The organism is Celeribacter sp., assembly GCF_048259695.1.
Lineage (GTDB): Bacteria > Pseudomonadota > Alphaproteobacteria > Rhodobacterales > Rhodobacteraceae > Celeribacter.
In genome coordinates this window covers 130,583-145,588 of record NZ_JBLXHL010000004.1, presented here as the reverse complement: position 1 = coordinate 145,588, position 15,006 = coordinate 130,583, and the positions used below count along the sequence as shown (strand labels likewise).

Below are 15,006 nucleotides of genomic sequence, written 5' to 3'. Positions count from 1 at the left end.
ATGAGTTTCGCAAATTTGAGCCCAGAGGCCAGAGGTTTAGTGGAACGTGCCGTGCTGTTAACCCTCTGCCAAGCCGCTATCGAGGACTGCGTTATGGCGCGGATTTCTTGGGAAATGCGCAATTTCAGAAGTTTCGGCTGGAATGCAGGACAATGCTCGGAAAAGCTCCTAAAAGCATGTTTGCTCTTTAACGGCAAAAGTGGAAATTTTAGTCATCCAAAATTCGACAATTACAAAGAACTAATAAACTTAGCTGGCAATATCCTTTGCAAGCCGCTTCAAGCTCCCGATGGCTTTCGGGTTCTCGATGACGAAACATACGAGGAACCCATACTCGATTTTATTAATCGCCTAGTTCTCTTGGGAGATACCAACCTGCGATATCGGGGAGTTGAATACCGCACCGAAGTATACGACCTACACAAATTCGATGAACTCGTTTTTCGTCTTTCACGCTGCCTAATCCACTTGGACGAATTGAAAGAACCGACAACCAACTGGCGCAATTTTCTGAAAAATAACAAGGGTTATACCCACGATCACTTTTTGACGCTTTTAGAACCAAAATTTTCTGAGTTCTTCTCAAAAAACAACTTTTCTTTTTGCCCCCAAAACTCAGACCACAAAGAAAGCCTCGCCTTTGGTTCTGGAAAGAATGGCCTCATAGAGCTTATGGCCTGTTATGCCAATAGGGAAATGGCCGGAATAGAAGCTCACAAGTATCTTAAGGAAAACTCAAAGATAGTATCCGAATAAAGCATCCCCGAGCGCCTGACCCGAGGGTGGGTGCGAAAGCGCCCTCCCGTGGGGGAGGGTCGGGCGCTGCAATCGCTTTGCGATTGCTTTGGTCACAGGCAGTGCAAACCTTGAGACTTGGTGACTTTGGCGGGCGTTGCGGGAGGGGGCGATTGGGGTCTGCTCGACGGGTGTGCATCCTCGCCTATGAACCGGCGCGAACAGGTGTGTTCGCGCGTTCGCGGCTGAAAGGCTCCACTGGAGCCTTTCCGAGACGCCGCTCACCCAACAAAACATTAAAAACGGGGGCTTAAAGATGTGTAACTTTTGGACACCTTCGCCTCAAAGCCGTTAAAGTTGTGCAACAATCCGCCCTTGGTCCAACCGAACCACGCGGTCCATTTTGGCCGCCAACTCCATGTTGTGCGTGGCGATGAGTGCGGACAATCCCTCGTCGCGCACCACCTCCATCAGCGCCGCGAACACACGGTCCGATGTCTCGGGGTCAAGGTTCCCTGTCGGCTCATCTGCCAACAATAACAACGGCTTATTGGCAAGCGCACGGCAAAACGCCACCCGTTGCTGTTCGCCCCCCGACAGCGCCGCAGGGCGGTGACCGGCGCGATTTTTCACCCCGACCTTATCAAGCAACGCAAGCCCGCGCGCCTCGGCCTCATGGCCCGAAACCCCGTTGGCCAGTTGCGGTAAAACCACATTCTCAAGCGCGGTAAACTCGGGCAGCAAATGGTGAAATTGGTAAATGAATCCAATACCTTGGCGGCGAATCGCGGTGCGCTTTCGGTCGCTTAACCCGCCCACATCCTGCCCGCCGATTTGCACCGTTCCCGCACTCGCCATGTCCAACAGACCCGCGATATGCAGCAAGGTCGATTTCCCCGCCCCCGAGGGCGCGATCAGCCCCACGACCTCGCCCTTGGCCACGCTCAGATCAACCCCACGCAAGACATTGACCTCATTGTGTTTTTTGGCGTTATAGACCTTGGTGACGCCCTCGAGATGCAACATATTATTCATAGCGCAGCGCCTCCACAGGGTTCATCCGCGCCGCCCGCCGTGCGGGGAAAATCGTCACCACGAACGACAGCCCCAAAGACAGACTAACCGCCTTAAATACATCAACAAATCTCAACTCCGCCGGCAACGCATAGATGCCCCGAATGCTCGGATCCCACGCCCCGCCGCCGTTGAGATAATTGACAAAGGCCATAACGCTATCAATGTTGAGCGCAAACAGCGATCCGATCAGGACGCCAAATGCGGTGCCAAGCACCCCGGTCACCGCGCCACAGATAAAAAACACCCTTAAAACAGAGCCTTCCGTCAAACCGATGGTGCGCAGGATGCCGATATCACGGCCCTTGTTCTTGACCAACATGATCAGACCGGAGACGATATTCATCGCCGCGATCAGCACCAGAACCGACAGGATCACAAACATCACGTTGTCTTCCATATCAAGCGCACCGAGGAACGAGCCCGCCGACTGTTTCCACGTCCAGACGAGGCCACGATCGCCCACCGCCTGCATCAGATCATAGCTGATCTCATCGACCGCATCGGGATGGGCCAACATGACCTCGATCTCGTCGGCTGCACCCTCGGAATTGAAATAGCGCTGCGCCTCGACGAAGGGGAGGTAAGCCCTTGTTTTATCAATATCATATCGCCCTGCGGTAAAGATATAGACGACCTCGAACGCCGACACGCGCGGGCTTGTCCCGAACGCGGTTTTGGCGCCGTCAGGCGAGATAAGTTTGATGCGGTCCCCCACCACGACGCCCAATTCGCGTGCCACGCCCGACCCGATGGCGATGCCCTCCTCGAACCGCGCCACATCGCCCCAACTTTCATCGGGGTGGTCCGCGACACGCGGGATGGTCATCAGATCGTCTTTGGCGATGCCGTAGACCTCGACCCCTGCGTTCGATCCGTTGCGCGAGGCCATCACCTGACCGCGCACCAAGGGGGCGGCGCGGATCACATCGGGGAGCGCCAAGAGGCGTTCCGCCCAGTCATCGTAATTCGGAATGGAGCGGGCCGTCTGGCCGTTTTCGTCAACGTATACAGAGGAATAGACCGTCGCGTGGGCATTCGCACCCAGAATCGTATCGACAAATTCCGTGCGAAATCCGGTGCGCACCGACAGGGTGATGATCAGGGCGGCGACCGCCAATGTGATGCCGATGAGGGAAATCCATGTCATCACCGACACGCCGCCCTCCTCGCGCCGCGCACGCAAATAGCGCCACGCGATCATCCATTCGAAACGGGAAAACGGCTTGGTGGACTGGCCTTCGGTCATCGGGCGAAACGGGCTCCAAAACGGGTTGCCCGACACTCCCTTGCAATGCCCCAAAGGTCAAGGCTCAGCCGGTCACGCGGGCATCAGTAATTGTTGAGGTCCGATGCGTAATCGGCGAGGCTTTCGCCCGCGTCCTGTGCCGCCTTGCGCCCCTGCGCCGCCCACAACAGGCCACGGCGGATCATCTCGCGGGCGGGACCATGGTCGATGACATCGGCATGGTGACCGAGCGCATTGTAATACACGCGGCCAAGGCCCCACCGTTTGGTCCATGCCACGGGCATATCCACCGCACCGTTGGGCGTGTGATACCATGTCACGGTCGGAAAACGCGTGGTCGCAAGCACCTCGTTGGCGGGGTCGGTATGCAGGTAATATTGCTCGCTCTCCACCTCGAAATCTTTAATCCCCGCCGTCAAAGGAGATGAGGAATTACAGATATTTACGGTGTATTTGATCCCGTCCCCGCCGGGGTGAGAGACCCAATTGGCCCCTGTCATGAACTGCCACAGAACCTGTTCGCGGAACGCGTCACACATGCCGCCATGCACCCCCGCAAGGCCCGTGCCACGCGCAACCGCCTCGGACACATTGACGACGTATTGTTTGTCGATCTGGCTCATGGTCCAAATCGGAACGATAAGATCGACGGCCTCAAGGGCGGCTTGATCCGCGAAGCAATCAAGGTGGTCAACGACCTCGACCTCGACGCCTTCGTGTATCAGAATCTCACGGCACAGCGCGGCCACCTTTTCAGGTTCGTGTCCGTCCCATCCGCCCCACGTGATCAATGCCTTTGCCATATCGCTCTCCCTTGTTAGCGCCAACATTGCGCAAGGACACCGGATCGGTCAACGGCTGATTGTGCAAAGCCCCCGCGCAAATTACCTCAGGAGGTAAAGGTCAGCCCATTGGCCTTTTTGCGGCGCTTGCGAAACGGCCATGCCAGAAAACGCAAGAAGGCTGCAATCACCACATAGCCACCGATAAACCCGACAAACCCCGATATGATCCCCGCAACAGACAACGGCATTGCCGGCACGAAATCATTCCATGTCGAGCGGGCCAGTTCGGTGTCCGCCACACGGTGCGGCATGGTGAGGCGTTGCAGGGGCGTGGCGGTGCGCAGGGCAATCTGGTCCGCACTCAGACGGGCGTGGCGGTCAATTGTGCGGCGCATATCGCGGCGGCGGTTTTCCATAAACACGGTCCCGCCCATAGAGGCCAAGGCCTCGTCACGGGTCATGTCGGCGCGCTGTGCCGAGTGGTCGAAATCAGCCAGAACAACGCCAAGCGCCTCGACCTGTCCGCCCAAACGTTGGGTGTACTGTTGTGTAAACTCCGGAAATTGCGACACAAGCGCCGCCCCGAACAATCCCCCGACCAATGTCAGCACCTTGAATATCATGCTCCGCCTTTCGCCCGTTGATTATGGCGCCGTTTGGTGTGGCGCCCGTTGCGTGGGTCTATTCGCGGCTATCATGGGGGGATTCGCAAAGGCAGGACAAACATCCTGCCTTTGACTTTACGTTATGCGGCAGCAATCCGCCGCAGCCGCCTTAAAGTCCGGCGTAGATTTGCGCGACTTTTTCGACGGCCTGCTCGGGGGTCATCTCTTCGCTTTCGCCCGTGCGGCGACAGGTCAGTTCGACCACACCGTTTTTGAGGCCGCGTGGACCAACGGTGATGCGCCACGGCAGGCCGATCAGGTCCATCGTCGCGAATTTGCCACCGGCCCGCTCGTTGCGGTCATCATAAAGCGGCTCGAGGCCAAGTGCGGTAAAGCTCTTGTACAGGGCGTCACACGCCCCGTCGGCCTCGTCGTCGCCTTGTTTGAGGTTGACGATCCCGACGTGGAACGGTGTGACCCCTTCGGGCCAGATGATGCCGTTTTCATCGTGGCTCGCCTCGATAATGGCGCCGAGCAAACGCGACACGCCAATACCGTGCGACCCCATGTGAACGGGGGACGGCTTGCCATCCGGACCTTGGACCTTTGCGCCCATCGGTTCGGAATACTTGGTGCCGAAGTAGAAAATCTGACCCACCTCGATGCCGCGCGCGGTGCGTTGGCGCTCGCTTGGAACCTTGGCGAACTCGTCTGCGTCATGGGTCTCGTCGGTGCGGGCATACAGCGTGGTGAACTCTTCCATCACGGCGCGACACTCGTCGACACTGTCATAATTGATGTCGCGTTTGCCCAATTTGATATCGGTGACGTTAGCGTCATAGAACACTTCGGACTCACCGGTTTCGGCCAGAACAAGGAACTCATGGGTGTCGTCGCCACCGATAGGCCCGCTGTCCGCGCGCATCGGAATCGCCTGTAGCCCCATACGTTCATAGGTGCGGATGTAGGACACGAGATGACGGTTGTAGGCGTGCAGCGCGTCCTCTTTGGTCAGATCGAAGTTGTACCCGTCCTTCATCAGGAACTCACGCCCCCGCATGACGCCAAAACGCGGGCGCACTTCGTCGCGGAATTTCCACTGGATGTGATACAGCGTCAGCGGCAGGTCTTTGTAAGACCCGACATGGGCGCGGAAAATATCCGTGATCATTTCCTCGTTGGTCGGACCGTAAAGCATATCGCGCCCGTGGCGATCCGTGATGCGCAACATCTCGTCGCCGTAGTCATCATAGCGCCCGCTTTCGCGCCACAGATCCGCCGATTGCAGCGTCGGCATCAACAGCGGGATATGCCCCGCGCGCTGTTGCTCCTCGTCGACAATACGTTCGATATTTTTGAGAACTTTCAAACCGAGCGGCAACCACGAATAGATCCCCGCCGATTGTTGGCGGATCATCCCCGCACGCAACATCAAACGGTGTGATGCGATTTGGGCGTCCGAGGGGGTCTCTTTGAGAACGGGCAGGAAATAGCGCGAAAGACGCATGGGCAGGGCCTCGTGAAAATTGCGGTTTTCATCCGTCTAAGCGATTGGGCCAAGCCGCACAAGACCCGCTCAAACCAACGCACATTGATCCAATACGCCCCAACGGGTCGTCAGGACTTAATGGAATCGCAATTGTTCTGTTTTAGGGATGAAAGCCAAGAGTAACCCGTGAGAGGCATGCGCGTGACATTTATTGAACGATTTATGGTGGGCTGCACCCTCCTTTTGAGTCTCGCGATTGCGCCGTTAAGCGTGATGTCGATGCCCTATACCAACTCGGGTCCCGCACTCGCGATCATCCCGCCGTGGGCGGATCGTGAGGCAACACTGATGAAATCCGGCCTCACCGAAATCGGCCCCCTGCGCGCCCCGTTCGGGGTGCTCGTCCAACCTAACCCGTCAATCGACCTCGCGACCTTGCGCGAAAATGGCATCTGGACGCTGCTCGACGGCAGCCTGATTGCCGCCATCTGTGGAGTGGAAAATGTCTGAACAACCGCAAACCTTTGAATCAACTCAGGCCGAGGCCGTCAAACTGTTAGGACGCGCCACCTTTGCGATTTCAGCCCTGATGGTGATCCTTATCGCCGTGGGGGGCGGAAATGTGATTGTGGCCGCAGCGGGCGGGTTGTTTTTTAGCGCCCTTGCTTTGGTGGCCGGACGATTGCCCCCGCGCACCTCGCGCATCCTCACGGCACAGGCTCTGGTCGGGACTGCAATCACATTCAATGCCGCTCTGATCGGCCATCCGTTCCAGATTGACAGCCACATGCTGTATTTCGCGGTTTTGGCGATGATCGTCGCGATGAACGGACTTCGTGCGCTCTTGTTGGGGGCCGCAACGATCGCCGTCCACCACCTCGTTTTGACATTTGCCATGCCCGCCCTCGTCTATCCGACGACGGAATTGGGGTTCAACGTTGTGCGCACCGCCATCCACGCCGTAATCGTCGTCATGGAAACGGCGGCTCTGGCCTACATGATCGTCAAACGCGTTGCCCTGAACCGCATCCTTGAAGCGGGGCATGCGGAAACGCTCGCCGCCGCCGAAGAGGTGCGCGTGGCTCTGCAAAGCGCACATCAGGAAAAAGCGCGCGCCGAAGCCGCACTGCAAGACGCCCAGATCGCGACAGAAAAAGCCGCGGAATCCGGCCGCGTTGCACAAGACGCCTTGCGCTCCAACGAAGAGGCCCAACAAGAACGTGACCTCATGCGCATCGAGGACGAACAGGCCCGCGCCATGCGCGATCAGGCCCTCGCCCACCTGCTGGACGTTTTCGGCAAGCATCTCGATCAATTGTCTTCGGGTGATCTGAGCACGAGAATCCGTGAGGATTTACACGAAGATTACGAAGGGTTGCGCACCTCCTTTAACGACACCGTCGCCCGCCTTGGCTTCACCATGAAGGAAGTCCGCGAGCAATCCGGCGCGATGCAGGTACAATCCGGCGAGATTGCCGCCTCCGCGAACGATTTGTCCACACGAACCGAACGTCAGGCCGCGGCATTGGCCAACATCGCCCGCTCGGTTCAGGAGCTCAACGCATCCCTCAACTCGGTGGCCGCGGATTCATCTGATGCCCGCAAACTCGCCGAAACGACATCCGGTGACGCCGCCGAAGGATCGGCCATCATGGAACAAGCCGTGAATGCCATGCGCGGCATTGAAGAAAGTTCGAACGAGATCAACAAAATTACCGGCGTGATTGACGACATCGCGTTCCAAACCAACCTGCTCGCGCTCAACGCAGGGGTCGAGGCGGCCCGTGCCGGCGAAGCGGGGCGTGGCTTTGCCGTCGTGGCCTCGGAGGTGCGCGCCCTCGCACAACGGTCGTCTGATGCAGCCCGCGAGATCAACCTGTTGATCGAACGATCGAGCCAACAGGTGTCAAGCGGTGCCGACCTTGTCGACAGAACAGGTCAGGCTCTTGGCGGCATCAAGGACTCGGTTGATAAAATCACCCGCCGCCTGCAATCCTCGGCCGATGCAATGACCACGCAATCGCGCCAGTTGTCGGACGTGAACACCTCGATCTCGGAACTTGAGGGGGTGACACAGCAAAACGCCGCCATGTTCGAGGAAACCACCGCCGCCAACTCGCTCTTGTCGAGCAGCGCACAGGCCCTCTCCGATATGGTTGCCATCTTTGTGACCGATGACGTCACGGTGAGCTTGCCCGCCTCAGGGGAAAGCGACGGCTACGCGCAAGCATCATAAACCACGCGACCCCCTTGAAACACAGGTGCCTATCCGCGATATGTGGAGGCAACCAAAGGGGGTCGCATGGCGCTGCCAGTCAGAGAACAAGCAAAATATTGGGGCATCGCTTCGGCGGTGTTTTTTGCATTACTCTACCTGTTGGGGAACGTCATCTTGCCCTTTGTGCTTGCGATGGCCGTGGCCTATATGCTCGATCCTGTCGCGGACCGGCTTGAAAAATGGGGATTGTCGCGCATCGCAGCGACCATTTTGATCACCGCCGTCGCCGCCGTCCTCTTTGTCCTCGCGTCCTTGATGGTGTTGCCGACCTTGGTGAAACAGGCCACAGGTCTGGTTGAAACCGCACCACAGCTGTTTGACGACCTCCAGACCTTTTTGACCGCGCGGTTCCCGGGAATACTCGATGAAAACAGCCAGTTGCACCAAACGCTGCTGAAAATCGGCGAGACAATCCAGTCCAAAGGCGGCGAGTTTTTGCAAACCGCACTGTCCTCGGCCATGAGTGTGCTCAACGTGGCGATGATCCTTGTTCTGGTGCCGGTGATTACCTTTTACCTGCTGATGGATTGGGATCGCATGGTGGCACAGGTGGACCGGCTTTTGCCCCGTGACCATGCCCCCACGATCCGCCGCCTTGCACGCCAGATTGACCGCACCCTCGCGGCCTTTATCCGCGGCCAAGGCACGGTGTGCCTCATTTTGGGGACGTTCTATGCCGTCGCCCTGATGCTTGTCGGGCTCAACTTTGGCCTCGTTGCGGGGGCTGTCGCAGGGGCGTTGACCTTTATTCCCTATGTCGGCGCTCTGGTTGGCGGTGCGTTGTCCATTGGTTTAGCCCTTTTCCAGTTTTGGGGCGAATGGCAATGGATCGCCGCCGTGGTCGCCATTTTTGCCATTGGCCAGTTCTTTGAGGGCAACATCCTCACACCGAACCTTGTGGGATCCTCCATCGGGTTGCACCCTGTCTGGCTGATCTTTGCGTTGACGGCCTTCGGGACCTTGTTCGGATTTGTCGGCATGTTGATCGCCGTGCCTGTCGCCGCCGCCATCGGCGTTCTCGCCCGTTTCGGGGTCGACGAGTACAAAGACAGCCGGCTTTACAAAGGGTTCGACATCCCCGAACCAACCGACGCCGTAGACCCAGATAAAACAGCGCCGTAACCGATGCCACACCAACTCACATTCGATCTGCCCACGCGCGAAGCTTTGGGCCGCGATGCCTTTTTCGTCGCACCCTCCAACCGTTTGGCCGTCGCGACACTTGAAAACGTTGCGATGTGGCCCTCGGGCAAACTCGCGCTGATCGGCCCGAAAGGGTCGGGAAAAACCCATCTCGCACATGTCTGGGCCATCGAACAGAACGCCGTGATTGTTCCCGCATCAGCCCTGACGACTGTCAATGTGCCTGCAATTGCCGCACAGCGTCACGTCGTTGTGGAGGATGCGGACACCCTGCCCACCCTGCCCGATGCGGCCGCAGCCCAAGAGGCGCTGTTCCACCTGCACAACCTCACCCTCGCCGAGGGCGGGCGCCTTTTGATCACCGCCACCCACGCCCCGAACCATTGGGCATTGACCCTGCCAGATCTGGCATCGCGCATGGAAGGCACCGCCGTGGCACGGATCGAGGAACCCGATGACGCGCTGTTATCGGCCATGTTGATCAAGCATTTCGAGGACCACCAGATCGCCGTATCCCACACCCTGATCCCCTATTTGGTCAAACGGATCGAGCGCTCTGCCGCCGCCGTGCGTGACATCGTGGACGCGCTCGACGCGGCCAGCCTGCGCAGCCGCAAACCCGTGTCACAAAAACTTGCCGCACAGGTGCTAGACAAGTCGGGCAATTGAGAGAAAGATAGGCCGCAAGGTTCTGATCCATAACCGAAAGGTCCGACCGCCACATGACGCTCCCCACCGATTTCCTGAACGCCGAATTTGCCGCCCCCGTTCAATTGCCCCCGCGCAAGACCGAAGGGGCAGAGCGGTTTTTCAACCGCGAGCTGTCATGGTTGGCCTTTAACTGGCGCGTCCTCGAAGAGGCCGGAAACCCGCGCGTTCCTTTGCTTGAACGGTTGAGGTTTGTGTCGATTTCGGCCACCAATCTCGATGAGTTTTACACGGTACGCGTGGCGGGACTGCGTGAACTGGCGAAGGCCGGCAACACAACCCCCGCCGCCGATGGCCGCACCCCTGCGGCCCAATTGGAACTTATCTCTGAAAATGCCCGCCGCCTGATGTCGGCCCAAAATGCGTCCTTCACCAAAATCCGCCGTGAACTGGAGGTCGAAGGCATTTCGATCCTCACGCGGACGAAATTGACCAAGACCGATTTGTCCTATCTTCAGGAGCTGTTTTTGGAGCGGGTGTTTCCCGTGCTGTCACCGCTTGCCATTGACCCCGCCCACCCGTTTCCGTTCGTGCCGAACCTCGGTCTGGTGTTGGCGCTGCAACTGGAGCGCAAAAAAGACGGCAAACCACTTCAGGCTCTGGTGCCGATCCCTGCGCTGATCGAACGCTTTGTCCGCCTGCCCGCAACGACCAAGACCGCGGACCGGTTCTTGCCGCTCGAGGACGTGATTTTGATCCATATTGACCGGCTGTTTCCGGGCTATAGCGCCGTGGGGTCGTGCGTGTTTCGCGTGTTGCGCGATAGCGATCTGGAGGTCGAGGAAGAGGCCGAAGATCTCGTGCGCGAGTTCGAGACCGCCCTCAAACGCCGCCGCCGTGGCGAAGTGGTGCGCCTGAAAATTTCAAGCGGCGCCCCCGACACCCTAGCCCGTGTGATCAAGGAAGAATTGGGCGTGACCGAGGACGAGGTGATCGAGGTCCGCGGCATGATTGGCCTGTCGGATCTGGGCGACCTGATCCTCAAAAGCCGTCGCGATTTGCAATGGCCCAATTATACGCCCCGCGTGCCCGAACGGGTGCAGGATCACGATGGCGACATGTTCGCGGCGATCCAGCAAAAAGACATCCTGTTGCATCACCCCTACGAGACGTTTGATCTCGTCATCCGGTTTTTGTCACAGGCCGCCAACGATCCCGATGTGGTCGCGATCAAACAAACGCTTTACCGCACCTCGCACGACAGCCCGATCGTCTCCGCGCTCTGCGCCGCCGCCGAAAACGGCAAGATGGTCACGGCTTTGGTTGAGCTGAAAGCCCGCTTTGACGAGGCCGCGAACATCCGCCAGTCACGGCGGTTGGAGCGCTCTGGCGTTCACGTGGTCTACGGTTTCACCAACTATAAAACCCACGCCAAAATCTCCACTGTGGTGCGCCGCGAGGGTGAAAAACTCGTGACCTATACCCACTATGGCACCGGGAACTACCACCCGATTACGGCGCGGATTTACACCGACCTCAGCTTTTTCACCTGCGATGCCGCGCTTGGGCGCGACGCGACAAAGGTGTTCAACTACATCGGCGGTTACGCCGAACCCGAGGGTTTGGAAAACCTTGCGATTTCACCGACAAGCCTCAAGCCCCGTTTGCTCGACGGGATCGCCAACGAGGCCCGCCTCGCCCGCGAGGGCAAACCCGCCGAAATCTGGGCCAAGATGAATGCGCTGATCGACCCCGAGGTGATCGACGCGCTGTACGATGCCTCCAAAGCGGGGGTGAAAATCTCCCTCGTGATCCGTGGCATTTGCGGATTGCGCCCCGGCGTCAAAGGCCTGTCGGAAACCATCCGCGTCAAATCCATCGTCGGGCGGTTTCTGGAACATTCGCGCATTGTGTGTTTCGGCAATGGCAAAGGATTGCCCTCGAAAAAGGCACGGGTCTATATGTCCTCCGCCGACTGGATGGGGCGCAACCTCAACCGCCGCGTCGAAACACTCGTGGAAATTCTCAACCCGACGGTTAAAGCCCAGATTGTGCGCCAGATTATGGCCGCCAACATGGCCGACACCGCGCATAGTTGGGTTTTGTCTCCGCTTGGGACGTGGGAACGCCCCAAACTGGACAACGAGGACAAACCGTTTTCGTGCCACCAGTTCTTTATGCAACACCCCTCGCTTTCGGGGCGCGGTTCGGCAGGCGTCAAAGATGTCCCCGAACTGACCCACGACGATGATCTTGCCGCAAGCTAACCGCACCGCCAAAGTGGTTTGCGCATAAAACGCCCCGTGTCTATCGTGACATGCAACCGATTGGGAATGACCGTGACTGAAACCGATACACACGTTTCCGCCGATAGCACATCAACCGATTGGGGCATTTTCGGCCGCCCCTTGTTTGAGGACGCCCGTGCGCGCGCCTTGTCGCGCGTCGGCGTTGTCGACATCGGGTCGAACTCCGTGCGGTTGGTCGTGTTTGACGGTGCGGCACGGAGCCCCGCCTATTTCTACAACGAGAAAATCCTGTGCGGGTTGGGTGCGGGATTGCGCGAAACCGGCCGCATGAACCCGGAGGGCAAGGTGCGGGCGTTGGCGGCGATCAAACGCTTTACCAAACTGGCAGAAGGCATGGGGATCGCGCCCCTCACCGCGGTGGCCACCGCCGCCATGCGCGAATCCGAGGACGGCCCCGCGTTCCGGACGCAAATAGAGGCCGAGACGGGCCTCAAAATCACGGTGATCGACGGCGAGGAAGAGGCCCGCCTGTCGGCACAGGGCGTGTTGCTCGGTTGGCCCGAAGCCGACGGATTGGTCTGTGACATTGGCGGCTCGTCAATGGAGTTGGCCGAAGTGCATAAGGGCAAAATCGGCAAACGGGTCACCTCACCTTTGGGGGCGCTCACACTTCAGGGGTTGAGCGGAGGGCGCAGGGGCGTCAAGGAGCACATCAAACCGATCATGGCCGCTCTCGCGCAGAAGATGGGCGACACATCCTACAAACGGATCTATCTGGTCGGCGGATCGTGGCGGGCCATCGCACGCATCGACATGCACCGCCGCAATTACCCGCTGCATGTGCTACACGAATACCGCATGACCACCCGCGCCGTTACCGACACGATTGATTTCATCCGTGCCAACGACATGAACGCGGTTCGTAGCGAAATCGGGACATCCTCGGCGCGCATGGCGCTCGTCCCCCATGCCGCCGAAGTGTTGCGCCAACTCACCCGCACCTTTCGCCCCAAAGAGATTTGTGTGTCATCCTATGGCATCCGCGAGGGGTTGCTGTTCGAGCAGATGCCGCACAGCATTCGCAAACGCGACCCCCTCATCGAGGCCTGCCGCTTTGTCGAGCGCAAGGATGCCCGTCTGCCGGGCTTCGGCAAGCGGCTACATTATTTCATCGCGCCGGTCTTTCGGGCGCGCAAATACGAACAGATGCGCCTCGTACGCGCCGCGTGCCTGTTGCATGACGTGACATGGCGCGCCCATCCCGACTACCGCGCGGAGGTCTGTTTCGACAACGCCACCCGCGCCAACCTCGGCGGGCTTTCGCATAAGGAACGTATTTTCCTCGGCCTGGCTTTGCTGCACCGCTACAAAAATTCCCGCCAAGGCACCCCGTTCGAGCCGCTCATCGCGCTCTTGTCCGAAAAGGAAATCCAGAGTGCCGAAGTGTTGGGCAAAGCCATGCGGTTCGGAGCGATGTTTGCGCTCGACACCCCCGACACCATGGCCGCACTGGATTACCGGCCCAAGAAAAAGCTGCTGACGCTCACCCTTGAACCCGACGCGCTCGACCTGTTCAGCGAGGTGGCCCTCGTACGGTTCAACTCGCTCGCGGCCAGTTTGGGCGCGGAGCCGATCATCAAACACGGCAAAGCGATCGCGCCCTGAAGATCGCGAAGGCCCGGGCATCGGCTTCAGGCTTCGGGGCCGTCCGGAAACTCAAGATCAATGGACACCGGAAAATGATCCGAGGCCATTAACAGGGCCTCGCGCAATTCGGGTGTGTGATAGCACACCGGATCATCGAACGGATGCCAGATGCGCCACGATGCGCGTTTGGCCAAATCGGGTGACACCATCACATAATCCAACAGCGCACAGAGATAACGCTTTTCAGGCTCGATATAGAACCGTGCCGTGGTCGGCGCAGGGCCAAGGCGGCGCAAAAGAGCTTGACGGGCATGCGGGTCCACGAGCTGAAACCCGGGCGCAATGCCCTCTTCGCCCTCGCCCAACACAATCTCGACGCCAGAACGGCCAAAGAGTTTTTCATACTCGTCCAACCCCGGGCCATCGTTGAAATCACCCAGAACAATCGTCGGCTCCCCCGCCCGCAAATGCCCCTCAACCCGCTCGCGCAGCCAGATGCATTGCGCCAATTGTTTGCGGCGGTTCTCGATGGAAATACGGGTGACATCACGATCGTTACGGGCGCCATACGGGGCCTTGGATTTGATGTGAACGCCGATCATGCGAAAGGCGAAATCCGTCGCTCGCACCTCCATCGCCACCTCCAACGGCGGCTTGGAAAACCGCACGGGATCACGGTCGCGATCGGTATCGAGATCCAGCCGGTAGATCGAATTGAACGCGGGTGCCTCATGGCCATCCCCCATCCCGACAGGTTGGCCGATCGGGTCGTGACGCGCCCGCAGCACAAGCGGGTCATACATCACGGCAATTTCTTGCTGCGTTTCGTTGACAAATCCCATCTCGACGGCCCGTGCGCGTAGTCCGGCCCAATCGGCGAACTGTTCAAGGGCGCGGACCGTATCACGACGACGGTTGGTATCGGGCGCCTCGATAACCATAATGGCATCGGCGTCCAGAGCATTGAACACAATCGCCAAAGACTCCAGTTGATCCTGCCGCGTCACATTGAAACGCGCCGACCAGTCCCCATCGGGCAAGGGGCGGCCTGTCTGGTCAAAAAGACTGTCGAACCATTCCACATTGTAAGTGGCGATCCGCATC

General features: G+C 58.8%; 13 protein-coding genes. 7 read left to right on the top strand and 6 right to left on the bottom strand.

The annotated features are described in order from the left end of the window. Positions 1-756, top strand: coding sequence for a hypothetical protein (locus tag ACN0Q0_RS08780; protein ID WP_417243013.1), 756 nt, complete (start codon positions 1-3; stop codon positions 754-756). Between the two features lie 330 nt (positions 757-1,086). On the opposite strand, the gene ACN0Q0_RS08775 is transcribed toward ACN0Q0_RS08780, so the two are convergent. The 5 genes from ACN0Q0_RS08775 to proS all read right to left on the bottom strand — a co-directional run bounded on the left by ACN0Q0_RS08775 (position 1,087) and on the right by proS (position 5,955). Further along, positions 1,087-1,770 (bottom strand): ABC transporter ATP-binding protein, encoded by a 684-nt coding sequence (locus ACN0Q0_RS08775; RefSeq protein ID WP_417243012.1) that lies wholly within the window; start codon positions 1,768-1,770, stop codon positions 1,087-1,089. Then, positions 1,763-3,058 (bottom strand): lipoprotein-releasing ABC transporter permease subunit, encoded by a 1,296-nt coding sequence (locus tag ACN0Q0_RS08770; protein ID WP_417243011.1) that lies wholly within the window; start codon positions 3,056-3,058, stop codon positions 1,763-1,765. The genes ACN0Q0_RS08775 and ACN0Q0_RS08770 overlap by 8 nt, the downstream gene beginning before the upstream one ends. 83 nt (positions 3,059-3,141) lie before the next feature. Next, a complete protein-coding gene (locus ACN0Q0_RS08765; RefSeq protein ID WP_417243010.1) occupies positions 3,142-3,861 on the bottom strand; it encodes a ThuA domain-containing protein in 720 nt (239 codons plus the stop codon). An 86-nt stretch (positions 3,862-3,947) separates the two neighbouring features. Further along, a complete protein-coding gene (locus ACN0Q0_RS08760) occupies positions 3,948-4,466 on the bottom strand; it encodes a DUF2937 family protein (protein ID WP_417243009.1) in 519 nt (172 codons plus the stop codon). 151 nt (positions 4,467-4,617) lie between these two features. Further along, entirely contained in the window at positions 4,618-5,955 is a 1,338-nt protein-coding gene (proS, locus tag ACN0Q0_RS08755) for a proline--tRNA ligase (protein ID WP_417243008.1), read from the bottom strand. Between the two features lie 183 nt (positions 5,956-6,138). Here proS and ACN0Q0_RS08750 point away from each other — a divergent pair, with 183 nt between their 5' ends. From ACN0Q0_RS08750 to ACN0Q0_RS08725, 6 genes are all read left to right on the top strand, one after another. Then, positions 6,139-6,447 (top strand): hypothetical protein, encoded by a 309-nt coding sequence (locus ACN0Q0_RS08750; RefSeq protein WP_417243007.1) that lies wholly within the window; start codon positions 6,139-6,141, stop codon positions 6,445-6,447. After that, positions 6,440-8,173, top strand: a complete 1,734-nt coding sequence (locus tag ACN0Q0_RS08745) for a methyl-accepting chemotaxis protein (protein WP_417243006.1) — start codon at positions 6,440-6,442, stop codon at positions 8,171-8,173. The genes ACN0Q0_RS08750 and ACN0Q0_RS08745 overlap by 8 nt, the downstream gene beginning before the upstream one ends. Before the next feature lie 66 nt (positions 8,174-8,239). Next, the gene (locus ACN0Q0_RS08740; protein ID WP_417243005.1) at positions 8,240-9,337 is read left to right on the top strand and encodes an AI-2E family transporter; all 1,098 of its coding nucleotides are present in this window, start codon (positions 8,240-8,242) and stop codon (positions 9,335-9,337) included. 3 nt (positions 9,338-9,340) lie between these two features. Further along, positions 9,341-10,027: a chromosomal replication initiator DnaA gene (locus tag ACN0Q0_RS08735; protein ID WP_417243004.1), complete on the top strand. Its 687-nt coding sequence runs from the start codon at positions 9,341-9,343 to the stop codon at positions 10,025-10,027. A 53-nt stretch (positions 10,028-10,080) separates the two neighbouring features. Next, positions 10,081-12,273 carry an RNA degradosome polyphosphate kinase gene (locus ACN0Q0_RS08730; RefSeq protein ID WP_417243003.1) on the top strand — a complete coding sequence of 731 codons (2,193 nt, stop codon included), beginning with the start codon at positions 10,081-10,083 and terminating at the stop codon, positions 12,271-12,273. 66 nt (positions 12,274-12,339) lie between these two features. Further along, entirely contained in the window at positions 12,340-13,920 is a 1,581-nt protein-coding gene (locus ACN0Q0_RS08725) for a Ppx/GppA family phosphatase (protein WP_417243002.1), read from the top strand. A gap of 26 nt (positions 13,921-13,946) precedes the next feature. On the opposite strand, the gene ACN0Q0_RS08720 is transcribed toward ACN0Q0_RS08725, so the two are convergent. Then, positions 13,947-15,005, bottom strand: coding sequence for an endonuclease/exonuclease/phosphatase family protein (locus ACN0Q0_RS08720; protein ID WP_417243001.1), 1,059 nt, complete (start codon positions 15,003-15,005; stop codon positions 13,947-13,949). Between the last annotated feature and the right edge of the window lies 1 nt (position 15,006).

Excerpts from the sequence above, each read along its gene's own strand:
- ACN0Q0_RS08780 (WP_417243013.1), top strand. The coding sequence starts at position 1 with ATGAGTTTCGCAAATTTGAGCCCAGAGGCCAGAGGTTTAGTGGAACGT.
- ACN0Q0_RS08775 (WP_417243012.1), bottom strand. The coding sequence starts at position 1,770 with ATGAATAATATGTTGCATCTCGAGGGCGTCACCAAGGTCTATAACGCC.
- ACN0Q0_RS08770 (WP_417243011.1), bottom strand. The coding sequence starts at position 3,058 with ATGACCGAAGGCCAGTCCACCAAGCCGTTTTCCCGTTTCGAATGGATG.
- ACN0Q0_RS08765 (WP_417243010.1), bottom strand. The coding sequence starts at position 3,861 with ATGGCAAAGGCATTGATCACGTGGGGCGGATGGGACGGACACGAACCT.
- ACN0Q0_RS08760 (WP_417243009.1), bottom strand. The coding sequence starts at position 4,466 with ATGATATTCAAGGTGCTGACATTGGTCGGGGGATTGTTCGGGGCGGCG.
- proS (WP_417243008.1), bottom strand. The coding sequence starts at position 5,955 with ATGCGTCTTTCGCGCTATTTCCTGCCCGTTCTCAAAGAGACCCCCTCG.
- ACN0Q0_RS08745 (WP_417243006.1), top strand. The coding sequence starts at position 6,440 with ATGTCTGAACAACCGCAAACCTTTGAATCAACTCAGGCCGAGGCCGTC.
- ACN0Q0_RS08740 (WP_417243005.1), top strand. The coding sequence starts at position 8,240 with ATGGCGCTGCCAGTCAGAGAACAAGCAAAATATTGGGGCATCGCTTCG.
- ACN0Q0_RS08735 (WP_417243004.1), top strand. The coding sequence starts at position 9,341 with ATGCCACACCAACTCACATTCGATCTGCCCACGCGCGAAGCTTTGGGC.
- ACN0Q0_RS08730 (WP_417243003.1), top strand. The coding sequence starts at position 10,081 with ATGACGCTCCCCACCGATTTCCTGAACGCCGAATTTGCCGCCCCCGTT.
- ACN0Q0_RS08725 (WP_417243002.1), top strand. The coding sequence starts at position 12,340 with ATGACCGTGACTGAAACCGATACACACGTTTCCGCCGATAGCACATCA.
- ACN0Q0_RS08720 (WP_417243001.1), bottom strand. The coding sequence starts at position 15,005 with ATGCGGATCGCCACTTACAATGTGGAATGGTTCGACAGTCTTTTTGAC.